Source organism: Motilimonas sp. 1_MG-2023, assembly GCF_030547455.1.
Taxonomy (GTDB): Bacteria; Pseudomonadota; Gammaproteobacteria; order Enterobacterales; family CBDFNC01; genus Motilimonas.
Map to the genome: position 1 here is coordinate 1 of NZ_JAUOPX010000003.1, position 22,899 is coordinate 22,899.

24 protein-coding genes are annotated in these 22,899 nt (G+C 43.7%); 8 read left to right on the forward strand and 16 right to left on the reverse strand.

Translation table 11 applies throughout. The features are described from left to right. Positions 1–135 precede the first annotated feature (135 nt). Positions 136–693 (reverse strand): D-glycero-beta-D-manno-heptose 1,7-bisphosphate 7-phosphatase, encoded by a 558-nt coding sequence (gene gmhB / locus Q4519_RS02035; RefSeq protein ID WP_232802696.1) that lies wholly within the window; start codon positions 691–693, stop codon positions 136–138. 42 nt (positions 694–735) lie between these two features. Then, a complete protein-coding gene (locus tag Q4519_RS02040) occupies positions 736–1,743 on the reverse strand; it encodes an NAD-dependent epimerase (RefSeq protein ID WP_232802697.1) in 1,008 nt (335 codons plus the stop codon). A 155-nt stretch (positions 1,744–1,898) separates the two neighbouring features. Between Q4519_RS02040 and Q4519_RS02045 the strand changes: the two genes are divergently transcribed. The 6 genes from Q4519_RS02045 (at position 1,899) to Q4519_RS02070 (ending at position 7,518) form a co-directional block, all read left to right on the forward strand. After that, positions 1,899–2,129: a hypothetical protein gene (locus tag Q4519_RS02045; RefSeq protein WP_232802698.1), complete on the forward strand. Its 231-nt coding sequence runs from the start codon at positions 1,899–1,901 to the stop codon at positions 2,127–2,129. Positions 2,130–2,178: 49 nt separating this feature from the next. Further along, positions 2,179–3,219, forward strand: coding sequence for an NADP(H)-dependent aldo-keto reductase (locus Q4519_RS02050; RefSeq protein WP_303508961.1), 1,041 nt, complete (start codon positions 2,179–2,181; stop codon positions 3,217–3,219). A 123-nt stretch (positions 3,220–3,342) separates the two neighbouring features. Then, positions 3,343–3,714, forward strand: coding sequence for an Rcs stress response system protein RcsF (gene rcsF, locus Q4519_RS02055; RefSeq protein WP_232802700.1), 372 nt, complete (start codon positions 3,343–3,345; stop codon positions 3,712–3,714). Then, positions 3,707–4,423 carry a tRNA (N6-threonylcarbamoyladenosine(37)-N6)-methyltransferase TrmO gene (tsaA, locus tag Q4519_RS02060; protein ID WP_303508965.1) on the forward strand — a complete coding sequence of 239 codons (717 nt, stop codon included), beginning with the start codon at positions 3,707–3,709 and terminating at the stop codon, positions 4,421–4,423. Before rcsF ends, tsaA begins: the two co-directional genes overlap by 8 nt. Before the next feature lie 81 nt (positions 4,424–4,504). Further along, on the forward strand, positions 4,505–6,220 hold the full coding sequence (locus Q4519_RS02065; RefSeq protein ID WP_303508967.1) for a proline--tRNA ligase: 1,716 nt from the start codon (positions 4,505–4,507) through the stop codon (positions 6,218–6,220). A 176-nt stretch (positions 6,221–6,396) separates the two neighbouring features. Continuing rightward, positions 6,397–7,518: a patatin-like phospholipase family protein gene (locus Q4519_RS02070; protein ID WP_232802703.1), complete on the forward strand. Its 1,122-nt coding sequence runs from the start codon at positions 6,397–6,399 to the stop codon at positions 7,516–7,518. A 33-nt stretch (positions 7,519–7,551) separates the two neighbouring features. Here the strand turns inward: Q4519_RS02070 and Q4519_RS02075 are convergent, their stop codons facing one another. Further along, positions 7,552–9,501, reverse strand: a complete 1,950-nt coding sequence (locus tag Q4519_RS02075) for a cation:proton antiporter (RefSeq protein WP_303508971.1) — start codon at positions 9,499–9,501, stop codon at positions 7,552–7,554. A gap of 141 nt (positions 9,502–9,642) precedes the next feature. Here Q4519_RS02075 and Q4519_RS02080 point away from each other — a divergent pair, with 141 nt between their 5' ends. Then, positions 9,643–10,515 (forward strand): GGDEF domain-containing protein, encoded by an 873-nt coding sequence (locus tag Q4519_RS02080; protein WP_303508973.1) that lies wholly within the window; start codon positions 9,643–9,645, stop codon positions 10,513–10,515. A gap of 98 nt (positions 10,516–10,613) precedes the next feature. Here Q4519_RS02080 and pepB read toward each other — a convergent pair whose 3' ends face one another. The 9 genes from pepB to trmJ all read right to left on the reverse strand — a co-directional run bounded on the left by pepB (position 10,614) and on the right by trmJ (position 18,140). Next, complete coding sequence (gene pepB, locus Q4519_RS02085) at positions 10,614–11,903, reverse strand: aminopeptidase PepB (RefSeq protein WP_303508975.1); 1,290 nt, start codon at positions 11,901–11,903, stop codon at positions 10,614–10,616. A 146-nt stretch (positions 11,904–12,049) separates the two neighbouring features. Further along, positions 12,050–12,388, reverse strand: a complete 339-nt coding sequence (gene fdx / locus Q4519_RS02090; RefSeq protein ID WP_232802707.1) for an ISC system 2Fe-2S type ferredoxin — start codon at positions 12,386–12,388, stop codon at positions 12,050–12,052. Between the two features lies 1 nt (position 12,389). Further along, positions 12,390–14,237 carry a Fe-S protein assembly chaperone HscA gene (gene hscA, locus Q4519_RS02095; RefSeq protein WP_303508978.1) on the reverse strand — a complete coding sequence of 616 codons (1,848 nt, stop codon included), beginning with the start codon at positions 14,235–14,237 and terminating at the stop codon, positions 12,390–12,392. A gap of 8 nt (positions 14,238–14,245) precedes the next feature. Then, entirely contained in the window at positions 14,246–14,761 is a 516-nt protein-coding gene (gene hscB / locus Q4519_RS02100; protein WP_232802709.1) for a co-chaperone HscB, read from the reverse strand. A 9-nt stretch (positions 14,762–14,770) separates the two neighbouring features. Further along, positions 14,771–15,094, reverse strand: coding sequence for an iron-sulfur cluster assembly protein IscA (gene iscA / locus Q4519_RS02105; protein WP_232802710.1), 324 nt, complete (start codon positions 15,092–15,094; stop codon positions 14,771–14,773). Positions 15,095–15,112: 18 nt separating this feature from the next. After that, a complete protein-coding gene (gene iscU, locus Q4519_RS02110) occupies positions 15,113–15,493 on the reverse strand; it encodes a Fe-S cluster assembly scaffold IscU (protein ID WP_232802711.1) in 381 nt (126 codons plus the stop codon). A gap of 39 nt (positions 15,494–15,532) precedes the next feature. Continuing rightward, positions 15,533–16,747 carry an IscS subfamily cysteine desulfurase gene (locus tag Q4519_RS02115; protein WP_232802712.1) on the reverse strand — a complete coding sequence of 405 codons (1,215 nt, stop codon included), beginning with the start codon at positions 16,745–16,747 and terminating at the stop codon, positions 15,533–15,535. A 45-nt stretch (positions 16,748–16,792) separates the two neighbouring features. After that, positions 16,793–17,299: a Fe-S cluster assembly transcriptional regulator IscR gene (gene iscR / locus Q4519_RS02120; protein ID WP_232802713.1), complete on the reverse strand. Its 507-nt coding sequence runs from the start codon at positions 17,297–17,299 to the stop codon at positions 16,793–16,795. A gap of 79 nt (positions 17,300–17,378) precedes the next feature. After that, positions 17,379–18,140 (reverse strand): tRNA (cytosine(32)/uridine(32)-2'-O)-methyltransferase TrmJ, encoded by a 762-nt coding sequence (trmJ, locus tag Q4519_RS02125; protein WP_303508985.1) that lies wholly within the window; start codon positions 18,138–18,140, stop codon positions 17,379–17,381. 153 nt (positions 18,141–18,293) lie between these two features. Here trmJ and suhB point away from each other — a divergent pair, with 153 nt between their 5' ends. Then, a complete protein-coding gene (suhB, locus tag Q4519_RS02130) occupies positions 18,294–19,097 on the forward strand; it encodes an inositol-1-monophosphatase (RefSeq protein WP_232802715.1) in 804 nt (267 codons plus the stop codon). A 68-nt stretch (positions 19,098–19,165) separates the two neighbouring features. Here suhB and Q4519_RS02135 read toward each other — a convergent pair whose 3' ends face one another. From Q4519_RS02135 to yajC, 4 genes are all read right to left on the reverse strand, one after another. Then, on the reverse strand, positions 19,166–19,534 hold the full coding sequence (locus tag Q4519_RS02135; RefSeq protein ID WP_303508989.1) for a rhodanese-like domain-containing protein: 369 nt from the start codon (positions 19,532–19,534) through the stop codon (positions 19,166–19,168). A 182-nt stretch (positions 19,535–19,716) separates the two neighbouring features. Further along, entirely contained in the window at positions 19,717–20,664 is a 948-nt protein-coding gene (secF, locus tag Q4519_RS02140) for a protein translocase subunit SecF (RefSeq protein WP_303508992.1), read from the reverse strand. 15 nt (positions 20,665–20,679) lie between these two features. Continuing rightward, positions 20,680–22,539: a protein translocase subunit SecD gene (gene secD / locus Q4519_RS02145; protein ID WP_303508994.1), complete on the reverse strand. Its 1,860-nt coding sequence runs from the start codon at positions 22,537–22,539 to the stop codon at positions 20,680–20,682. Positions 22,540–22,558: 19 nt separating this feature from the next. After that, positions 22,559–22,894 (reverse strand): preprotein translocase subunit YajC, encoded by a 336-nt coding sequence (yajC, locus tag Q4519_RS02150; RefSeq protein ID WP_232802719.1) that lies wholly within the window; start codon positions 22,892–22,894, stop codon positions 22,559–22,561. Positions 22,895–22,899 lie beyond the last annotated feature (5 nt).

The window sequence follows — 22,899 nt, forward strand, 5'->3', positions numbered from 1 at the left end:
ACCTGATGTTGCGTTGCGCCTTGCGCTGTGCCGTCTCAGTGGTTGCGCATTATAGGGAGATTCGATTCTGGTGCAAGACTTTATTTGAAGTTTTTCACACTTTTCTATTAATCACTCAAAAAACAAACAATGCGTTTACTTTATCTTCACTAAGGTGCTGGCAAATGCTGCTAAATCAGCATATTTGCCATTAGCGAGTGCTAAACCTTCTTCAGTTAACGCTTTACCCGTTTCAACCAATACATTAGTACCAACGCCAGCCGCAATGCCAGCCTGTATGTCTGCCGTTTTATCACCGACAAAATATGAATTGGCTAAATCGATACCTAGCTCTTTGGTTGCAGTGAGCAGCATCCCCGGAGCAGGTTTACGACATTCACACACTTGTTTGTATTCTTCAACTGTTGCTTCAGGATGATGTGGACAGTAATAGATGCCATCGAGATCTACGTCTCTGTCAGCAAGAGACCAATCCATCCACTCAGTCAAATTCATAAAGTCGTCTTCGCTATAATAGCCACGACCGATCCCTGACTGATTGGTTACCAAAACTAATAAGTAGCCTTTTTGTTTTATCTCTTGGCAAGCTTCTATTGCCCCTTCAACAAACTCAAAATCATCCACTTCATAGACATAACCGTGATCAACATTAAGCACACCATCACGATCTATAAATACAGCAGGTTTAGACACACATATTTCCTTCATTACTAAAACAGGACAGAAACCAATAATCTATTGTTGATAATAATCACGATACCAATCAACAAACTGACTGATCCCAAGTTCAATTGAAGTCGTCGGCTTATAACCTACATCTTCAATCAAGGCATCGATATCAGCAAATGTTGCTGGCACATCACCAGGTTGAATTGGCATCATATTCTTTTTCGCCTCCATATCGAGGCTTTTTTCAATTTGTTCAATAAAATAGCCTAATTGCACTGGCTGATTATTGCCGATATTGTAAACACGATATGGTGCAGAGCTTTGCGCGGGGCTGGAGTGTTCCGGTGTCCAAGCCGCATTCGCTTGTGGCACTTTATACAGTGAGCGAACCACGCCTTCAACAATATCGTCGATGTAAGTAAAATCACGCTGCATTTTGCCATAGTTAAATACATTAATGGGCTTACCTTCCATAATCGCTTTAGTGAACAAAAACAGCGCCATGTCTGGTCGTCCCCATGGACCATAAACGGTAAAAAAACGTAATCCCGTGGTCGGCAATGCAAATAAGTGACTGTAAGTATGCGCCATTAGCTCATTTGATTTTTTCGTTGCTGCATATAAAGAAACCGGATGGTCGACACTGTGCTCGACTGAAAATGGCATTTGGGTATTAAGGCCATAGACCGAACTTGATGACGCATAAACCAGATGCTTAACTTGGTGATGACGACAGCCTTCTAGAATATTAACAAAGCCAACTATATTTGAGTCTACATAAGAGTGTGGGTTTTCTAATGAATATCGAACGCCGGCTTGAGCGGCTAAATTGATAACACCGTCAAATTGCTCTTGCGCAAACAACTCCGCCATGGCTTCTCTATCTTGTAAATCAAGTTTCACAAATCTAAAGCCGTCTTTACCTTCTAGCCTTGCTAGACGGTCGTACTTTAATTGTGGGTCATAATAATCATTGAGATTATCCAACCCAACCACTTGGTGGCCATCTGCTAGCAAGCGTAAGCTCGTATAGCTACCAATAAATCCTGCTGCGCCTGTTACTAATACTTTCATTCGATCGTCCCTTGAACCCGTAATTGGGCATGAGCCTATTTCATTATTATTGAGTATGGCTCTCATTCTAGCGATAAGTTGAGTTTTTGCCTATTCCCTTACTTTCTTTGTTTCTGCTATAAATGAATGTGTGTTAATCATTAAAGGGAAATTTTATGGACATGTCTGGATTAAAACAGCTATATCAAAACAATGAACTAATTGAAGCCAACGTGATCCCTGCTACTCAAGGCAATGGCTGGATAGTCGATTGCAGAAATGCAGCGGGAGAAGGTCTGATCCTCACCAATGCCGTTGGGCGGGAGTCCTGCTTTAATAGCCAAGAAATGGCAACTTCCCAAGCAAATGCTATTGGCTTTATTGACGTCAACTGCATTGATATATAGTCAATCCACACATGTAACGAATTCATCTCACTTAAATTAGCGGTAGCCAATGAAATATCACAAAATTCCACACAGCTCCTTAGAGGTAAGTAAGATTTGTTTGGGTACCATGACTTGGGGCGAACAAAATACCGAGCAACAAGCCCATCAGCAACTTGATTACGCTCTCGCCCAAGGAATCAACTTTATTGATACTGCCGAAATGTATCCCGTGCCACCAAGCGGCGAAACGCAAGGCTTAACGGAGCAATATATAGGCAACTGGCTCAATAAGACCCAGCAACGAGACCAAATAATACTCGCCACTAAGGTTGCTGCGCCATCTACTGGGCGCGGCATTTCTATCCGTAGCAACATGGCTCTTGATAGACGCAATATTCATCAAGCCTTAAATGATAGCCTAACCCGATTAAAAACAGACTACATCGATTTATACCAAATTCACTGGCCAGAACGGCAAACCAATTTTTTTGGTCAACTTAACTATCAGTATTCCGAACAAGAAACTTATACCCCCATCATCGAAACACTGGAAGCACTGCAAGAGCTAGTACAGGCAGGAAAAATTCGCTATATCGGGGTATCTAACGAAACGCCTTGGGGCGTAGCTCAATATTTACGGTTGGCAGAAAAACACAACCTACCGAAGATTGTCACCATTCAAAACCCTTATAATTTGCTCAATCGAACTTTTGAGCAAGGCTTGGCAGAGTTTTCTCAACGTGAAGGCGTAGAGTTATTAGCCTATTCTCCCCTTGCTTTCGGGGTGCTCTCTGGAAAATATCTCAACGGACAACGACCGACAGGTGCTCGGCTGTCATTATTTGAACGCTTCCAGCGTTACAGCAACCCGCAAGCGGAGCAAGCAACGCAAGCGTATGTGTCATTAGCTCAAAACTTGGAAATGGACCCCAGTGTGATGGCCCTTGCCTTTGTTAACCAACAGCCGTTTGTGGCGGCGAATATCATCGGCGCAACCACTTTGGCGCAACTTGAAACCAACATTAGTAGCATAGATGTCACTTTGAGTGATGAAGTGATTAATGAAATAAACCAGATCTTCCAGCGCCAGCCAAACCCTTGTCCGTAAATAGAACGCCTTAGTTGATATATCGACTAAGGCTATTTTTTCAAATCTGTCACTATCTTACTTCCCGGCATTGAATTATCTTTGGTACACTAAATGCTACATATTTCATTGCAGTAGGCTTCCATGCGCGCTTATATTTTACTGACCCCATTACTTCTCGTAGGTTGTAGTCAATACAGCTTTAACAGTAACGTTGACAAAGAAAATTTTGACCAATACTTTAAACCTTCACAAGTAACTGTCTATGACAAAGCACAGTTAGAAACTCTCAACTATATCCACCTAACAACTGTTGAGGGGTCGGTTTGCCAACAGCAAGCTAATGAGCCCAAGCCAACCCTTGCTGATGCTCGTACTCAAGCACGCCTTGCGGCCGCTGATGCAGGAGCTAATGGTATTATTTTTACGCGGTGTATCGAAACATCTGATGATATCTGTCTTGCTGCAAGCTTATGTTATGGCCAAGCAATCAAAGTAGCCGAGCCAGATGAGTGAGTTTGTCTTCAATCAAATAGGCATTATCGAGTCGCCATACCAGCAAAAGTTCGCCATCCCTCGCCAGCCAGGCTTAGTGCCTGCAGCAAAAGGCCGTATCAAATTAAGTTCACACTGTAATAACCTTGACACTTTAAAGGGATTAGAGCGTTCATCCCACCTTTGGCTGATCTTTGTATTCCACGAGACAATGGAGCAAGGTTGGAAGCCAATGGTCCGCCCGCCTCGTCTTGGCGGCAATGAGAAAATGGGGGTATTTGCTACTCGCTCAACGTTTCGCCCCAACCCTATTGGTATGTCAGTTGTGCGAAATGAGGGGGTTTATCGGGAAGGTAAGCAAGTCTACTTACAGATTAGCGCGCTGGATTTACTCAACGGCACACCAATCCTAGATATCAAGCCATATTTACCCTACTCCGATGCATTAACAGGGGTACAAACAGGCTTTAGCCAACCAAATGAAAGCGACATGATGGCGGTTGAGTTTGCGCCCTTAGCGCAGCAGCAATTGAAGCGGCTCTCAAATCAATACCCTGAATTACCATTATTCATTGAGCAAGTTCTGCAACAAGATCCAAGGCCGGCTTACAAAAAAAATAAACCCGATGAAAAAACCTACGCCATGAGCTTATATGATCTAAATATCAGTTGGCGCGTAATAGCAAACACGAATCAAGTATTAGAAATCGCGACCACGACCTCGCCCTAAGTAGATACCCCTTTGCTGGCTCCCCTAGCACTGGTAAACTCTGGCAATATTTTTAAAACAACAAGAATCAACAGGATTAACATGCGTACCAGTAATTACTTACTTTCAACAGTGAAAGAAACCCCAAGCGATGCTGAAGTCATCAGTCATCAACTTATGCTCCGCGCCGGCATGGTTCGTAAACTGGCCTCTGGTTTATACACTTGGTTGCCCACTGGTTTACGCGTATTACGCAAAGTAGAAACAATTGTTCGTGAAGAAATGAACCGAGCTGGCGCCATCGAAATATTAATGCCAGTGGTTCAACCAGCTGATCTTTGGCACGAAACAGGCCGCTGGGAGAAGTTTGGTCCTGAATTACTGCGCATTAAAGACCGCCATCAACGCGACTTTGTCCTCGGTCCAACCCACGAAGAAGTGATCACAGAACTGGTCCGTAAAGAAGTTTCTAGCTACAAGCAGTTACCGTTGAACTTGTACCAAGTACAAACCAAATTTCGTGACGAAGTTCGCCCACGTTTTGGTGTAATGCGTGCACGCGAATTCACCATGAAAGACGCTTACTCATTCCATACTTCACAAGAATGTTTAGAAAAAACCTATCAAGTCATGTTTGATGCTTACTGCCGCATCTTTGATCGCCTTGGTCTCGAATACCGCCCTGTTATTGCCGACACCGGCAGTATTGGCGGCAGTGCGTCACATGAATTTCACGTATTAGCTCAAAGCGGTGAAGATGACATTGTTTTCTCTGATGCCAGTGACTACGCGGCGAACATCGAAAAAGCTGAAGCGTTAGCACCAACAGAGCCTCGCGCAGCAGCCACTAAAACAATGGAATTAGTGGATACGCCAAATGCGAAAACCATTGAAGAGTTAGTGGCTCAGTTTGAGCTGCCGATTGAAAAAACAGTTAAGACCTTAATCGTAAAAGCGGATGAAGAATCTGAGCATAACTTAATTGCACTACTTGTGCGCGGCGATCATGAACTCAACGAAATCAAAGCGGAAAAACTAGAGCATGTTGCGTCGCCATTAACGTTTGCGTCTGAAGAAGAAATTCGCGCCGCCGTGGGCGCAGGCCCAGGCTCACTCGGCCCTGTTAAATTATCTATTCCTGTTGTAGTCGATCGCAGTGTTGCCGCAATGAGTGACTTCGGTGCTGGGGCCAATGAAGACGGTAAACATTACTTTGGCATCAACTGGGGCCGCGATGCCGCTGAGCCAGAAGTGGCTGATTTACGTAATGTGGTGGTTGGCGATCCAAGCCCATGTGGCCAAGGTGTGCTATCTATCGCTCGTGGTATTGAAGTAGGTCATATCTTCCAACTTGGAGACAACTACTCTAAATCAATGAACGCCGCGGTGTTAAACGAGCAAGGTAAAAATCAAGTGATGACCATGGGTTGTTACGGTATTGGCGTTTCTCGTATTGTTGCGGCAGCGATTGAACAAAATAACGATGACGCCGGTATCATCTGGCCTGAGTCTATCGCGCCGTTTACTGTTGCGATTATTCCAATGAATATGCATAAATCTCATCGCGTAGCCGAAGTAGCAGAACAATTCTACCAAGCGCTTACCGCAGCGGGCGTTGATGTATTGTTTGATGATCGTAAAGAGCGCCCGGGCGTTATGTTTAAAGACATGGAGCTATGTGGCATTCCTCACGCGATTGTCATCGGCGACCGTAGCTTAGACAATCAACTGGTTGAATACAAAAACCGTCGCAGCGGCGAGAAAGAAGAAGTGGCGGTTGACGCTGTCGTCGATAAAATTCTTGCTGCGCTCAAATAAGCTCGCTATTAAACTTTCTAAGGGTGCCTAGTGCGCCCTTTTTTAATGCCTGTTGAATAACATATTTTGGCAACCTACTACTCCCCCCATATGCCCTGCCAGCTTCAAGACACTTATCTATAAATATTAGTCGTAAAACTTTCATATACTTAGGTAAATAAAGCTAAGCTAAAGACATGAAAACAAAATCTTGCGCTTTATTATTAACCGGTGGCGGCGCGCGCGCGGCCTATCAAGTAGGGGTTTTAAAAGCCATAGCCGAGCTTTACCCAAGAAACCACCATAGCCCTTTTAATATTCTGTGTGGCACTTCCGCAGGTGGCATCAATATTGCCGCACTTGCCTGCTACGCCAGTTGTTTTAGGCTTGGAGTGAAAAAACTCGACTTCATGTGGCGAAATTTTCGCACCAATCAAGTTTACCAAACAGACATGCTACAACTCAGCGCGAAAATGCTGCGTAACTTTTGTGCCAGCTTCCAAGCCGATTATGCATACAAACCGGGCTTTTCATTACTCGACAATACACCACTGCGAGAGCTACTTAATCAATATATGGAATTTGAGAGAATTGACCGCAATATTCTTTCTGGCGCGCTTAACGCTGCCGCAATAACTGCTTCAGATTATACGACAGGGGATTCCATTAGCTTTTTTCAATCTAATGGTAATCATCAACCATGGCAGCGTGCCAAACGAAAAGGCGTCAATGCCATTTTAAATGCAGAGCACCTACTGGCAACATCCGCCATTCCGCTGCTCTTTCCGCCGTGCCAAATAGGACAGGATTATTATGGTGATGGCTCAGTACATCAACTTTCTCCACTGAGTCCTGCTATTCATCTCGGCGCTGAAAAAATTCTGGTGATCAGTTTAGAGCAACCAAGGATAAAACCTAATGCTCCCCGCCATGTGCCGAATATTTCAGAAATTTCAGGGCACTTATTAGATACTATTTTTACCGATACACTCAACTCCGATTTAGAGCGCCTTAATCGCGTTAACAGCACCTTAGCTCTGCTTGAGCAAGCACAACAACATCCAATGCAACTACAAACCATTGAAAGCTTTGTCATCAAGCCCAGTCAGGGCTTTAATCATATCGCCGATAAACATTATGATGCCTTACCATTAAGTGTGAAATTATTATTACGCAGTCTCGGCATTAAAAAAGGTAGCCAATCAACTTTGACGTCATACTTAATGTTTGAGCAAAACTATACTAGAGAGCTAATCCAACTCGGCTATCAGGACTGCCATAACCAAATGGCATCATTACAATCGTTCTTATTCGAGTAACTGTCGATCTTTAATCAATAGTAGCAGAGCCGCTTAACGCCCATTTAACAAATGATTTTCGGCAATTTCGATGTCCTTACTCTCACCTGACAATAACAAAATATCGCCTTGCTCAATCATCTCAAATGGGTCGGCCGTTTCGAAGATGTTTTTGCCATCGCGGCGCCATTCCATAATTTCAACATTAGCTAACTCCAACTGAACTAAAGCACGACCTATCGCCAATGAACCAGGTAACATTGTAACCGCATGTAAGCGTTCGCTCTGATGCTCAGCTTTATTTTCACTGGTTTCGCCATGAAAAAAACTATGTAAATGCTTATATTGATTTTCCCGCTCTTGCTGCATTTTTTTGATAATTTTGGAAATTGGCACCCCAGACATGAGCAGGACATGAGAAACTAACATTAAGCTACCTTCCAACACTTCTGGAACCACTTCAGCCGCACCATTAGCTTTTAACTCTACAATATCTTTATCGTCTTTGGTGCGTACCAAAACTTTAGCATCAGGATTTAATAACGAAATCGTATTCAACATACTCAAGGTTTTTTTATGGTTATGAAATGTGATAATCACCAGTTTTGCTTTGCAGACCCCTAGCATCAGTAAAATTTCACGGCGACAAGCATCACCAAATGCCACTGATTCGCCACCACTGACAGATTCTTTGATCCGCATAGGATCACGATCAAGGGCCACATAGCTAATGTTTTCTGTTTTTAAAAAGCGCGCAATAGTTTGGCCAACACGACCATAACCACAAATAATCACATGATCGGTGAATTCTCCAGGCAAAGGTTTGCGCTTTTTCAGTAACGCTTCAGAGCTATGCAAAAGATCAACACTGAGCTTATGGCTATATTTAACCAAGGGCGGTGTTAAAGCCATTGATATCACCCCTACGGCAACAATAATCGAAGACTGCGTAGCACTCAGTAGATCATATTTGTTGGCGAGGGCAACCAGCACAAAACCAAACTCGCCCACTTGACACAGCATCATGCCCGCTGCAATAGCATCTGTATTACGCTGCTTTAAAAGCTTTGCTAATAACGCCACTATGAGCATTTTCGTTACCATCAAGACTGCGACAATGCCAATCAACTCTAGCCAGTATTCGGCCAACACGGCTAAATCAATCAACATACCAATAGTGACAAAAAACAAGCCCATTAAGACATCACGAAAAGGCCGAATATCCGCTTCCAACTGGTGCTTATAATGACTCTCGCTAAGCATCATCCCCGCTAAAAATGCCCCCAAAGCCATTGATAAACCAAGCATGTGGGTAAGGCCTCCAGCTAATAACGCCACAAGTAAGGTCATTAAAACAAATAGCTCATCTGACTGGTCACTGGCTATCTCTTGAAACAAGCGTGGTAAACACCATTTCCCGATAGCTAATATCGATAGCACCGCCACTAGCCCTTTCCCCATCGCGATGAAGAGTGACAACGCAATTTCACCCGAACTCATCACTGGAACCGCCAAAATAGGCACCACAATCAGTAAAGGCATCACGGCAAGATCTTGAAATAGCAGCACACTCACCGCCAACTGGCCTCGACGAGTATGAGTTTTTTGTTGTTCAACCAGCTGCTTAATTATAATTGCCGTTGAGGACATGGATAATGCACCAGCAATCACAACCCCTTGCTGCCAAGAAACTCCAGCGAGTAAAGCCACAATAAAAAACAATATAGAGGATAAAAAAACCTGAGCGCCACCCAACCCAAACACCAAACCTCGCATGGTAATAAGCTTAGCTAAAGAGAATTCTAGGCCCAAAGAGAACATTAAGAAAGCAATACCTAGTTCCGCAATCAGGTCCATACCGTGAAAATCGACAAAGAAAGACAGCCCGGATGGACCAATGAGCAAGCCAGTAAACAGGTAGGCAAGGATAGCAGGCAAGGCCAAACGGCGGAAAATTGCCACATTGATAACAGCGAGTAATAACAACAGAACGAACTCTAACAAGCAGGTTTTCCTCTTAACTAGTTGTTTTAATGTTAGTCAATTTCTCCTTATTTACCTTTCCGAACACAAAATAATAACTGGCACGTTTTCTGCATATTTAAAACCAGTATTTTGCATAGTAATTTCGGCAATGAGGAAAATATGGATAATTTAAATAGAGTAGCAAGCTTGAATGAAGCAACAAGTCTATCCATAGCGTATAACAGTGACATTATTTTAAGCAGCGAGGATAAACTTGAAGTTCTTGAAGCGCTGCAACAGAGCCTAGAGCTGAAAGAGCTAATGCGCAATTTTGCTGCTCAAGCATCAAGGTTTGTTAAATTCATTGGCATTCGCTTCCAATCCGAACAGGGTTTTTTCACTGCTGACTTTCGTAAAAGCAGTGACTATATTGAAAACTTTGCAATCCACGACCGCAAACATGAACAGCTCGGTCATATGAGCTATCGCTGTGAAAAACCATTAGATGACAGGGCACTGTCGTTATTAGAAGAATTACATCGATTATTGTTATTACCCTTGCAGCACTGCCTAAGAATGTCTGAGCTTAAAGCTATTTCATTAAAAGACCATTTAACCGGTATTGGTAATCGTGCCTATTATGAAGAAAGTATTACACGATTAATTGAGCACAGTAGCCGTGCTAATCAAGGGCTAGCATTAATACTACTCGATCTTAATGACTTTAAACTGGTGAATGATAATTTAGGCCATCAAGTAGGTGACAGTGCATTAACGGCTTTTGCTCGTGTATTGACTAAAGCCGTACGTCATTCCGATATGGCTTTTCGCTTAGGTGGCGATGAGTTTGCCATTATATTGACGCCAACAACTCAAGATTCCACCAAGCTAGTTGAACAACGTTTACGTAAAATGATAGTGGCAGATAAAATTTTAACCGAGTTAAAGCTGAGTGCCAGCATCGGTCATGTAAATTGGCATCGAACTATGTCTGCCACTGAGCTATTTAGAAAAGCCGACATTGCCTTGTATAAAGATAAAAAAAGAAAATAGAGTGACATCTAGACAGCCCTCACCTTGTTGGGTAAGGGCTTTTTCGTATTTATGTTTCGTGCTAACAGTGCTGATTAATGATATATCTTCGCTAGCATCTATAACTCAAGAAGTAATTTGGCAATCGTGCGAACGCCATGACCTTTACCACCTGCGGCCCACAAATCATTTGGCGATTTTTGGTAAGCGCCAGATAAATCAAAATGCAGCCAATTCTTCTCTGGGTGCGTGACAAACTTAGATAAAAATGCGGCTGCTGTGCTTGCACCAGCTGTCCCCTCTGCACTTCCCGAGTTAGCAATATCCGCAAAGGCTGAGCCTATTTGCTCTGTATGCCAAGGAGCCAAAGGCAATGGCCAAGCTTGTTCATTTTCTTCACGCGCACAGGTTAGAGCTTTATGTACTAAGTCATCATCCATACTTAGAATACTATTATAGTCACGTCCAACTGCCATTTTCGCCGCCCCCGTTAACGTAGCAGCATCAATGATCACCTTAGCGTTTAACTCACAAGCCACAATTAGGCCATCGGCTAACACTAAACGGCCTTCAGCATCGGTGTTCAAAATCTCAACTGAAACACCATTTTTATATTGAATAATATCGCCTAACTTAAAAGCATGGCCACTGACTAAGTTTTCAGCGCAGCACAATAATAGTTTAACGCGCTTTTTTAACCCTTGGGTGATCGCTAATGCTAAGGCGCCGGTTACGGTTGCCGCGCCGCCCATGTCACTTTTCATCACCGACATACCGTCGTTACCTTTCAAGCTGTAGCCACCAGAATCAAAGGTGATCCCTTTACCTACAAGTGCCACGTCATAAGGTGCATCCGGATTGCCCGTTGGGTTGTAGTCAAGTTGCAGCATTGCTCCTTGACGTACACTGCCACGGCCTACGTTGTAGATACCAACATAACCTTGCTTTAACAGCTCTTCACCGTTAACAAAACGGTAAGTAATATGCTTACTGTCTAGTTCAGACAAAAACTCCGCCGCTTGTAACGCTAATTGACTAGGCCCAAGATCCTCTGGGGTCTTATTAATCATTTCACGCACCCACTCAGTGGTAAGTTTACGTGTATCTAACAGTGAAGCTTCTTGCTCTGAGACATCACCCCAGTTCACATTAGCACCGGTTTTGGGGTTATAAAAACCTTGATTGGCTGCCCAGCGCCACTCACTTTGCCACAGATCACCGGTTAAGGTTATCTCAGGGATCCCCATTGTTGCGAGCTTGCGAGCGGCTTTTTGAATTTGTCTAATGATGTCTTGCTCTTCATTTATGTGAATAGTGGCATGATCAGACTGAAAACTTAGCAGGGCAGATTCACCCCATTGCTCTGGAGCAGCGGACATTGAAATTTCAATAGCTAAAGGCACAGACATAACTTCCTCTTTAAGAATCGCATAAAGAGGCAGCATAGCAGAAGGATTAGAGTCACGAGAAGGAATAAACGAAATGTGATAAATTTAAGGCAATAAAAAAGGCGCGAAGCGCCCTTTTCGTAACTAAAAACAAAACCTAAGCTGTATTAGTGCCCTTCAGACACAATATTGACGGTATATTTAGGAATATCAACCACTAGGTCTTCATCCGCAACCTCAATCTGGCAGCTTAAACGTGACTCAGGCTCAAGACCCCAAGCTTTGTCTAGCATATCGTCTTCAAGTTCATCACTTTCTTCAAGTGAGTCAAACCCTTCACGAACAATGACATGACAAGTGGTACAAGCACACGACTTTTCACAGGCATGCTCAATGTGAATACCATTTCGCAGCGCAATTTCCAGTATATTGTCGCCCTGTTTGGCTTCAACGGCCAAGCCTTCTGGGCATAACTCTTGATGGGGTAAAAAAATAACCTTTGGCATACTAAACCTTATCGACAGATTGTCCTTTAAGCGCTTGGCGTATCGATCTATCCATACGACGAGCAGCAAACTCAGAGGTGGCTTGATCGACATGATCGATCGCCAATTTAATTTGTTTTTCATCATCACCAGCAGCCGCTTCTTTAAGACTCGCGATCGCTTGGTTGATATCTTGTAATTCCGATTCAGAAAGCAATGTCTGAGCATCTTTCCCTAGAGCCGCATTAAGCGTTTCGATAACTCGCTCAGCATCTACTTTTTGTTCAATCAACATTCTCGCGCGAATATCTTCCTTAGCATGAGCCATTGAATCTTTGAGCATATCGGCAATTTGCGTGTCCGCCAAGCCATAAGAAGGCTTCACTTCAATATGGGCTTGGACGCCGGATGATTTTTCCATCGCGGTTACACTGAGTAAACCGTCTGCATCGACTTGAAAAGTAATGCGAATATGGGCAGCGCCTGCAGCCATCGGTGGAATATCAGTCAGTTCAAAACGAGCAAGTGAACGGCAATCAGCCACCATTTCACGCTCTCCTTGAGTAACGTGAACGGCCATTGCCGTTTGACCATCTTTAAAAGTGGTAAACTCTTGCGCCTTAGCGACTGGAATGGTGGTATTACGCGGAATGATTTTTTCCACTAATCCCCCCATGGTCTCAATACCAAGTGAAAGAGGAATAACATCTAACAGCAACATTTCTGAATCGGGCTTATTCCCCACTAGAATGTCCGCTTGGATAGCCGCACCAATCGCAACCACTTTGTCAGGATCGATACTGGTTAATGGCTCTGCTGCGAAAAATTCACCGACCTTTTCACGTACATAAGGCACGCGCGTTGAGCCACCAACCATCACCACTTGCTGTACATCTGCAATACTTTGCTCGGCATCTTTTAATGCACGCCGACAAGCCAGCAGGGTTTTCTTTACCAAGGCTGCAATTAAAGACTCAAACGTGTCACGAGTTAATGTCACTTTTAGTTCAAGAGAATCGACTGCTACGGTCACTTCATCTGAGTCTGAAAGCGCCTGCTTCGCATCACAAGCGGCTTGTTTTAATTCACGCTGTAAAGAGTGTGAGAATGGCCCCTGAATTCCTGCTTGCTCGGCCAACCAATCAACAATTTGATGGTCAAAATCATCGCCACCCAAAGCAGAATCACCGCCGGTAGCAAGTACTTCAAACACACCTTTATGCAGGCGTAATATAGAAATATCAAAGGTACCGCCACCTAGGTCATAGACAGCAATGACACCCTCTTGACCCGAATCAAGCCCATAAGCAATAGCTGCCGCTGTTGGCTCATTTAACAAACGCAGTACATTTAAATTAGCGAGAATAGCAGCATCTTTAGTCGCTTGACGCTGGGCATCATCAAAATAGGCAGGCACGGTAATAACCACACCGCTAAGTTCATCTCCTAGGGTCTTAACTGCCGTGCTCGATAGACTTTTTAGAATTTCACTGCTGACCTGAACGGCGTTCACTTCCCCTTGACGTGTTTTGATTGAGATGCTGTCAAGCTCACCAAAATGATAAGGCAGTTGGCTTTGTTCTATATCGGCCAGAGATTTGCCCATTAAGCGTTTCACTGAAACTAAGGTATTGGCTGCATCTTTAACTGCAAATCCCATCGCATCTCGGCCAACTAATATACCCGATTCTGCATAATGCACCACTGAAGGAATGATATCCTGCCCTGATTCATCAACTAAGGTTTCAGCCACACCACTACGCACACTCGCAACTAATGAGTTTGTCGTACCTAAATCAATGCCTATCGCAAGCTTTCGCTGATGAGGGGCAGCACTTTGGCCTGGCTCAGCTATTTGAAGTAACGCCATAATCTAATTTATTCCAGGAGGGATTCTTCTAAACGTTCAAGTTCATCTTGTAACTTGAACATGAATTTTAATTTTCGTACTGAGACAGCTGCGGCTTCATAGGTCTGTGCGGTGAGTTGCGCTTCAAGCTCGGTTTGTAACTGCTGTTGACTGCACTTCAAAGCCTGTTCAAATTCAGCGATATCCGCTTCTGTTTGATTACTTTGCGCAATGTCTTCAAGCTGCTCTCGCCATTCCATTTGCTGCATTAAAAAGCCAGGGTCGCGTAGCGTTTGCTGCTCCGCTTTTAATTCGATCCCGGCAAGACTTAATAAGTACTCAGCACGACGCAGAGGGGATTTTAATGTTTGATAAGCATCATTGATTTCAGACGCTTTTTGCAGCGCAACTAAGCGCTCTCCTTTAGCCGCAGTTGCAAACCTATCGGGATGGAATTGCTTCTGCAATTCCCGATAAGTTACTGCGAGGGAGTGAGTATCAACAGCATAGTCTGGGGCTAAACCAAATAACTCAAAATAATTCACATGCAGCCCTTATACACTGAAACTCTCACCACAACCACACTCACCGTCTACATTAGGGTTGTTAAATTCAAAGCCTTCATTTAAGCCTTCTTTAACAAAATCCAATTGAGTGCCGTCTAAAAAAGCCAAGCTTTTAGCATCAACGATGACATTCACCCCATTTTGCTCAAAAACTTCATCATCGGGATTAAGTTCATCAACAAACTCCAATACATAGGCAAGTCCAGAACATCCAGAGGTTTTCACCCCTAGGCGAAGTCCTAATCCTTTACCTCGATTGGCCAAAAAGTCACGAACGCGTGCTTCCGCCGGTGGTGTCATCGTTACTGCCATGTTACTGCCTCGCTTTAATTACGCTTTTTTGCTTTTATAATCTTCAATTGCTGCTTTAATTGCATCTTCTGCAAGAATTGAGCAGTGGATTTTAACAGGTGGCAGCGCAAGTTCAGCTGAAATATCGGTATTTTTTATTGCTGCAGCTTCTTCAAGTGATTTACCTTTCACCCACTCTGTAATCAGTGAGCTTGAGGCAATCGCGCTACCACAGCCATACGTTTTAAATTTTGCATCTTCAATAATGCCGGTATCACTAATTTTCAACTGTAGCTTCATTACATCGCCACACGCTGGCGCGCCAACTAAACCAGTTGCAACCGTTGGGTCGTCTTTTGCAAAAGAACCAACGTTACGTGGGTTCTCGTAGTGATCAATTACTTTTTCGCTGTAAGCCATAATATATTACTCCAGTGCTTTAATGGTGTTAACGTGAAATTAATGATGAGCCCATTCAACTTTGCTCAAATCAATACCTTCTTTGAACATGTCCCAAAGTGGTGACATTTCACGTAGACGGCCTATATTTTTATTTATAATTTCAATTGCGTAGTCAATTTCTTCAGCAGTTGTGAAACGGCCTAAACTGAAGCGGATTGAGCTATGGGCTAATTCATCATCACGACCAAGGGCGCGCAGCACATAAGAAGGCTCAAGGCTTGCAGAAGTACAAGCACTGCCTGATGAAACGGCCAAATCTTTCAATGCCATTACCAGTGATTCGCCTTCAACGTAGTTAAAGCTCACATTTAGGTTACCGGCAATACGATGCTCCATAGACCCGTTAAGATACACTTCTTCCATATCTTTAACGCCGTTCCATAGCCGTTCTCGCAAAGCCAGAATACGAGCAGACTCTTCAGCCATTTCTAATTTTGCGATACGAAAAGCTTCACCCATACCCACAATCTGGTGAGTAGGCAATGTACCACTGCGCATACCACGCTCATGACCACCACCGTGCATTTGTGCTTCTAAGCGTATACGTGGTTTACGACGTACATACAAAGCACCAATGCCTTTAGGGCCATAAATTTTATGTGCAGAAAATGACATTAAATCGACTTTTAATTCTTGTAAATCAATCGGTAACTTTCCAACACTTTGCACGGCATCAACGTGGAAATAAATTTTGTTGGCACGACATAACTCACCGATTGCAGCAATATCTTGGATCACGCCAATTTCGTTATTAACATGCATGATGCTCACTAAAATCGTGTCATCTCGCAGCGCTGCTTTCACTTGTTCAACGCTAATAATACCGTCGCTATCTGGCTCTAAATAAGTCACTTCAAAACCGTCACGTTCTAACTGACGACAAGGGTCTAACACCGCTTTATGCTCAGTTTTGGAGGTGATGATATGCTTGCCTTTTTTGCCGTAGAATTCAGCAATACCTTTAATAGCAAGGTTGTTTGCTTCGGTTGCGCCAGAGGTAAACACTATTTCACGAGGATCAGCATTCACAAGATCGGCAATATCATTACGGGCGATATCTACCGCTTCTTCAGCCTGCCAACCAAAACGGTGAGAGCGCGAGGCAGGATTACCAAAATTGCCATCTAAGGTTAGGTATTGCATCATCTTTTCAGCGACCCGAGGATCTACTGGGGTTGTCGCAGAATAATCAAGATAAATTGGCAACTTCATTTTGTTCTCCATATAAGCACGTCTGTCATTTAGTGCTGCACATTGCTATAAGCGAAAATTCACTTCCAACTGTTCTAATTTGTTAACCAGCTTACTTTCAGTGCTGGCTGATTTCATTTTATTGTCTTGCGCAACGGCAATCTGTCTTACTTCTGCATTATTGACAAGTTCAGCCAAACTAATGCCGTTAAGAAAATCACTGATCCGATTACTGAGCTGATTCCAAAGGGAATGGGTAAGACACTGAACACCATCTTGGCAAGTTCCTGTGCCCATGCATTTTCTGGCATCAACTGACTCATTTACGGCATCGATAATCATACCGATAGAAATTTTGTCACCCTCTTTGCCGAGCAAATAACCGCCACCAGGGCCTCTCACACTCGAAACAAGGCCTTCTTTTCTTAACTTAGAAAACAACTGCTCTAAGTAAGACAAAGAGATACCTTGTCGCTCAGAAATTTCAGCTAATGGCACTGGGCCTTTTCCTGTGTGTAGCGCTACATCTAGCATTGCGGTTACGGCATAGCGGCCTTTAGAAGTCAGTCTCATTGCGCATCTCTGTTGTAAACTTAAGATGCATTATCAAATAACCGACTAAATTAGTCAAGTATAAAACCGACTAAAATACTCAGGTATTCTTTGGTTCACCTTTTACCCGTTTTTCTGGTCTTCTGATGCCCTGGACTGCTTTATCAATCGAGGTCAACATACCGCGTAAAATATTCAACTCTTGTACTTCTGGGCGAGCACGATTAAAGAAACGTCGTAACTTGTTCATCACTTGACCGGGATGCGATGGCACAATAAATTCAACCTTGGCTAAGGTGCTTTCTAAGTGCTGATAAAACCGTTCAAGATCCGCGCTAAGGGGATACTCTTGCTCTTGCTTTGGCCAGCTTTCTTGGGCTAAAAATGTCATACGCACTTCATAACATAAGGTTTGCACTGCCATCGCTAAATTTAGGGATGAATAGCCAGGATTAGCGGGGATATTTACGTGAAAATGACAACGTTGCAGTTCATCATTGGTTAAGCCCGTGCGCTCACGGCCAAACACCATCGCTACTTTTTTGTCCTTGCCTTCTTGTACCACTTTTTCAGCCATCTCACGTGGCCCAAACATCGGCCAATTTAACGTGCGAGACCGAGCGCTCGCGCCAACCACAAGTTGACAGTCAGCGATCGCCTCTTCTAAATTACCATAGGTCGTAATATTTTTGACCACATCTGATGCACCAGCAGAAAGTGCGATAGCATGGCTATCTACTTCACAATCCGGCGTCACTAATACTAAGTCGTGGATCCCCATGGTTTTCATTGCACGCGCCGCACTGCCAATATTACCAGGGTGAGATGTGCCTATCAGCACGATCCGTACATTTTCCAACATGAGACCACTCTACTACTATTTAAAAATGCGGATTCTACCACAGCAAAGCGCGTAAAAAACGCCTTTTATTACTTTACTATCCACGATGGTATTGATAAGATCCGCCGCCGTAATTTTATACAACGTTCTTTAACATCTAGTGGTGAATCCGATATGCATCCTATGCTAAATATCGCGGTACGTGCAGCACGTAACGCAGGTAATGTAATTGCTAAAGCTTATGAACAACTTGAAAAAGTTGAAGTAGAACAAAAAGGTTCAAACGATTTTGTAACCAATGTTGATAAAGAGGCTGAGTTAGCAATTATCAATACCATTCGCAAATCGTATCCTGACCACTGCATTGTGGCAGAAGAAAGCGGCGAGCTAGCTGGTAGCGAAACTGACTACCAATGGGTTATCGATCCACTAGATGGCACTTCTAATTTTGTTCGTGGTATCCCACACTTTGCCGTCTCTATTGCCCTTCGTGTAAAAGGTAAAACTGAGCAAGGTGTTGTTTTCGACCCTATCAATAACGAGTTATTCGCAGCCACTCGAGGCTCAGGCGCACAATTAAATGGTTATCGTATCCGTACGACTAACGCAAAAGACCTTAAGGGCACTTTGCTCGCAACAGGCTTCCCATTTAAGCAAAAGCATCATAGTGAGTCGTACATGGCTATTTTTGCCGATTTATTCACTGAAGTCGCGGATATGCGTCGTGCTGGCTCTGCAGCGCTAGATCTCGCTTATGTGGCCGCTGGCCGTTATGATGGTTTCTGGGAGCTTGGCCTTAAGCCTTGGGATTTCGCAGCAGGTGAACTGATTGCTAAAGAGGCTGGCGCGATTGTGACTGACTTTGCTGGTAACCATGAATATCTTAAATCAGGTAACCTAGTAGCAGGTAGCCCTAAGGTAGTAAAACAAATGCTGGGTAAAATTCGCCCACATTTGACAGAATCAATCAGCCGTTAATTATTTATATTGCTGATGATAACAAAAAGGCGCAATCGCGCCTTTTTTTATGCCTGTCGCTATTACACTTACTCAGCTATCTCATGGCCCGCTTCTTTCCAACCACGAAAACCACCATCCATACTAATCACCTTGGTATAGCCCATTTTCTGCAAGTTTTCGACCGACAAAGCAGAACGATAGCCGCCGCCGCAATAAACAACTATCTCTGTTGCTAAATCAGGACAACGTTGCTCAATATCGCGCTCTAATATCCCGCGTCCTAAATAAATTGCGCAGGGAATATGCCCTTTGGCCCATTCACTTTCTTCTCGATTATCAATCAGCACAAATTCCTTACCGGCATCTAGCCAAGCCTTAACGGTCGGGATGTCCGTTTCTTGAATTTGCGCGCGAGCTTGATCCACTAACGTTAAAAATCGTGTGCTGTGCTGCATAAAAGTCCTTATTAAAATGTTCCAAACAACGGTAATGTGTTGCGTATGGGTGGCTAACTTAAGTTAGCAGTTAAGCAAAATAACGATAATGAGCATCGTATGTCTATCCAAATATTACCCCGAATAGTCATAATAAAAAAACCCGCCGCAGCGGGTTTTGTCAGAAACTGATACTTATTGACCTAAACCACTGGCTCTTGATCAGCACCTTCTTTTTCAATTTCAACGGGGATCATATGCTCACGGGAAATGCCCAAAGCAATGGCTAGAGCACTAGCAACGTAAACCGATGAATAAGTACCGACAAAGATACCCACTAGTAATGCCGTAGCAAAACCATGGATCATCGCGCCACCTTTTAAGAACAAGGCAATCAATACGAATAATGTAGTGCCCGATGTAATTAAGGTACGACTAAGGGTTTGTGTCAGCGAAATATCCACAATCTCTTTTGGCCCACCCTTACGCACACGGCGAAAGTTCTCACGAATACGGTCAAATACAACAATAGTATCGTTGAGTGAGTAACCCACTACCGCTAACACCGCAGCTAACACTGTTAAATCAAACTCTAATTGAAACAGTGAAAAAACACCAAGTGTTAAAATAACGTCATGGCCTAGAGCTGCTACCGAGCCCAGTGCTAAACGCCACTCAAAGCGCATGCTCACATAAAGCAAGATACAGGCTAACGCGACAATAATCGCAAGACCACCATTTTCCGCTAGCTCAGCTCCGACATTTGGGCCAACAAACTCAATACGACGCATTTCTACGCCTTGATCTATGTTGGTCTTCAGTGCAGCCAGAATTTGCTGACCGATTACTTCACCTTTTACACCTTCAAGTGGAGCAACCCTCGCCATCACCTCTTTGGTACTACCAAAATGCTGCACAATGGCGCCTGGGAAGCCATTATCAGTTAGCACATCACGTACTTGATCTAAATCCGCGGGCTGTTCAAAACCCACTTCAATCAACGTACCGCCAGTAAAGTCCAAGCCCCAGTTAAATCCTTTAACTGAGATAATGCCGATTGCAAGCACGACTAAAAACAACGACAGAAATGACGCTGGTTTAGCATATCGCATGAAGCGGATCGTATCGCCTGGTTTTAATATTTGAAACATAATTGATACTTCCTGTTAAATCGATAGCTTCTTCAGACGTTTACCGCCCCAAAGCAGGTTAACGATAGCGCGAGTACCGACAATAGAGGTAAACATTGAAGTCGCAATACCGATCATCAAGGTAACAGCAAAGCCTTTAACGGGACCGGTACCAACCGCAAATAAGATAAATGCCGTAATCAAGGTCGTAATATTGGCATCAGCAATGGTTGAAAACGCATTACCATAACCTTCGTTAATGGCTTTCTGCACACTCTTACCATCCAGCAATTCTTCCCGTATACGTTCGAATATCAGTACGTTCGCGTCCACTGCCATACCAACAGTCAGTACAATACCTGCAATACCTGGTAAGGTTAATGTTGCGCCCGGCACCATCGACATGATCCCGACAATCATCACTATATTGATCAACAGCGCCACATTCGCCACTAAGCCAAATGCGCGGTAGTAAATCGCCATAAAAATAACCACAGCAGCCATACCGTACATCATCGCCGCCATACCGTTATCGATATTTTGCTGACCCATACTTGGACCAATAGTACGCTCTTCAACAATTTGAATCGGCGCAATCAAAGCACCCGCACGCAATAGTAATGCTAAATTATGTGCTTCAGCAGGGTTATCAATGCCAGTAATACGAAAGCTTCGACCTAGTTGCGCCTGAATAGTTGCCACGTTGATAATTTCTTCGTGTTTAACCAGCTTACGCTTGCCGTTTTCGTCTTCTTTACCCGTCGGTAGCCATTCAATAAATAAGGTTGCCATCGGCTTATTAATATTATTTTTGGTCACACGGGACATTTTTGAGCCGCCTTGTGAGTCCAAATCAATATTTACTTGAGGACGACTGTATTCATCCATGCTTGAGCGAGCACCTACAATATGATCACCGGTCAGCATAATTTGCTTTTGTAATACATAAGGTTGACCATCACGGTTCTTATAAACCTGCGATGTTGATGGTAAACGACCCGCAACGGCATCACGAACATCGGTTTTATCATCAACTAAACGAAACTCGAGCATCGCGGTTGCGCCAAGAATTTCTTTCGCTTGTGCCGTGTCTTGCACCCCTGGTAACTCAACAACGATACGATCAGAGCCTTGACGCTGTACTTGCGGCTCAGCAACGCCCAGTTGGTTGACACGGTTACGTATGATGGTAATGTTTTGCTCAAGGGCGTAATTCTTGGTTTCTTTAAGCTTATCTTCACTCATTGAAACTTTTAATAAGTAAACGCCTTCACTTTCATCATCTTCAAACACAAAACCTGGGTATTTAGGCTTTAGGAAAGTCTCCGCCTCACCACGTGTTGCTTCATCGGCAAAACGCAAGATCACCCCATTATTTTGTGCATCTTCACGCACACCGCGATAGCGGATTTTCTCTTCACGTAACTCAGAGCGAAAATCACTGACCATTTGTTCTTTAGCTTTAGCAATAGCGGCATCCATGTCCACTTCCATTAAGAAGTGAACACCACCACGTAAATCTAAACCTAATTTAAGCGGGCCAGCGCCAAGCGCTTCAAGCCAAGCTGGTGTAGCCGGTGCTAAATTTAATGCAGTGGTGAATTGAGCACCTAATAGCTCAGAGATAAGCTCTTTTGCTTTTAACTGGTCATCACGATTGACTAAGCGAACTAAAAATTTGCCTTCTTCAAGAGCAGCGCTTTTTACCGCGATATTAGCTTGAGAGAGTGCATCGTTAATTTGGCCCACGGTGCTCAGTTCAACTTCTGCGCCACGTTTGCCCGATACTTGTACGGCAGGATCCTCACCGTAAAGGTTGGGAGTTGCATAAAGTAAACCTATGGTGATCACACAGATCACCATAATGTACTTCCACAACGGATATTTGTTTAACACTATAAACGTCCTTGTAGACTTATAGAGATTTCAGCGTACCTTTAGGCAAGATAGCACTAACAAAGTCTCTTTTAATAACAACTTGATTGTTCTCGTTTAACTCAATTGTGATGTAATCATTTTCATCTGATACTTTCACAATACGACCAACCAAACCACCTTGCGTCAACACTTCATCTCCTTTTGACAGTGACGACATCAAGTTTTTATGCTCTTTTACACGTTTGTTTTGCGGGCGAAAGATCATGAAGTAGAAAATGGCAGCAAATACCACCAACATAAAAATCATCGACATGCCACCACCCTCGGCACCGGCGGCTGGAGCTGCATAGGCATTTGAAATCAAAAAGCTCATTTTTA

Excerpts from the sequence above, each read along its gene's own strand:
- pepB (WP_303508975.1), bottom strand. The coding sequence starts at position 11,903 with ATGTCTGTGCCTTTAGCTATTGAAATTTCAATGTCCGCTGCTCCAGAG.
- Q4519_RS02115 (WP_232802712.1), bottom strand. The coding sequence starts at position 16,747 with ATGAAGTTGCCAATTTATCTTGATTATTCTGCGACAACCCCAGTAGAT.
- hscA (WP_303508978.1), bottom strand. The coding sequence starts at position 14,237 with ATGGCGTTACTTCAAATAGCTGAGCCAGGCCAAAGTGCTGCCCCTCAT.
- Q4519_RS02065 (WP_303508967.1), top strand. The coding sequence starts at position 4,505 with ATGCGTACCAGTAATTACTTACTTTCAACAGTGAAAGAAACCCCAAGC.
- secF (WP_303508992.1), bottom strand. The coding sequence starts at position 20,664 with ATGTTTCAAATATTAAAACCAGGCGATACGATCCGCTTCATGCGATAT.
- Q4519_RS02045 (WP_232802698.1), top strand. The coding sequence starts at position 1,899 with ATGGACATGTCTGGATTAAAACAGCTATATCAAAACAATGAACTAATT.
- Q4519_RS02040 (WP_232802697.1), bottom strand. The coding sequence starts at position 1,743 with ATGAAAGTATTAGTAACAGGCGCAGCAGGATTTATTGGTAGCTATACG.
- suhB (WP_232802715.1), top strand. The coding sequence starts at position 18,294 with ATGCATCCTATGCTAAATATCGCGGTACGTGCAGCACGTAACGCAGGT.
- Q4519_RS02135 (WP_303508989.1), bottom strand. The coding sequence starts at position 19,534 with ATGCAGCACAGCACACGATTTTTAACGTTAGTGGATCAAGCTCGCGCG.
- Q4519_RS02050 (WP_303508961.1), top strand. The coding sequence starts at position 2,179 with ATGAAATATCACAAAATTCCACACAGCTCCTTAGAGGTAAGTAAGATT.
- iscU (WP_232802711.1), bottom strand. The coding sequence starts at position 15,493 with ATGGCTTACAGCGAAAAAGTAATTGATCACTACGAGAACCCACGTAAC.
- fdx (WP_232802707.1), bottom strand. The coding sequence starts at position 12,388 with ATGCCAAAGGTTATTTTTTTACCCCATCAAGAGTTATGCCCAGAAGGC.
- iscR (WP_232802713.1), bottom strand. The coding sequence starts at position 17,299 with ATGAGACTGACTTCTAAAGGCCGCTATGCCGTAACCGCAATGCTAGAT.
- tsaA (WP_303508965.1), top strand. The coding sequence starts at position 3,707 with ATGAGTGAGTTTGTCTTCAATCAAATAGGCATTATCGAGTCGCCATAC.
- rcsF (WP_232802700.1), top strand. The coding sequence starts at position 3,343 with ATGCGCGCTTATATTTTACTGACCCCATTACTTCTCGTAGGTTGTAGT.
- iscA (WP_232802710.1), bottom strand. The coding sequence starts at position 15,094 with ATGGCAGTAACGATGACACCACCGGCGGAAGCACGCGTTCGTGACTTT.
- Q4519_RS02080 (WP_303508973.1), top strand. The coding sequence starts at position 9,643 with ATGGATAATTTAAATAGAGTAGCAAGCTTGAATGAAGCAACAAGTCTA.
- Q4519_RS02070 (WP_232802703.1), top strand. The coding sequence starts at position 6,397 with ATGAAAACAAAATCTTGCGCTTTATTATTAACCGGTGGCGGCGCGCGC.
- trmJ (WP_303508985.1), bottom strand. The coding sequence starts at position 18,140 with ATGTTGGAAAATGTACGGATCGTGCTGATAGGCACATCTCACCCTGGT.
- yajC (WP_232802719.1), bottom strand. The coding sequence starts at position 22,894 with ATGAGCTTTTTGATTTCAAATGCCTATGCAGCTCCAGCCGCCGGTGCC.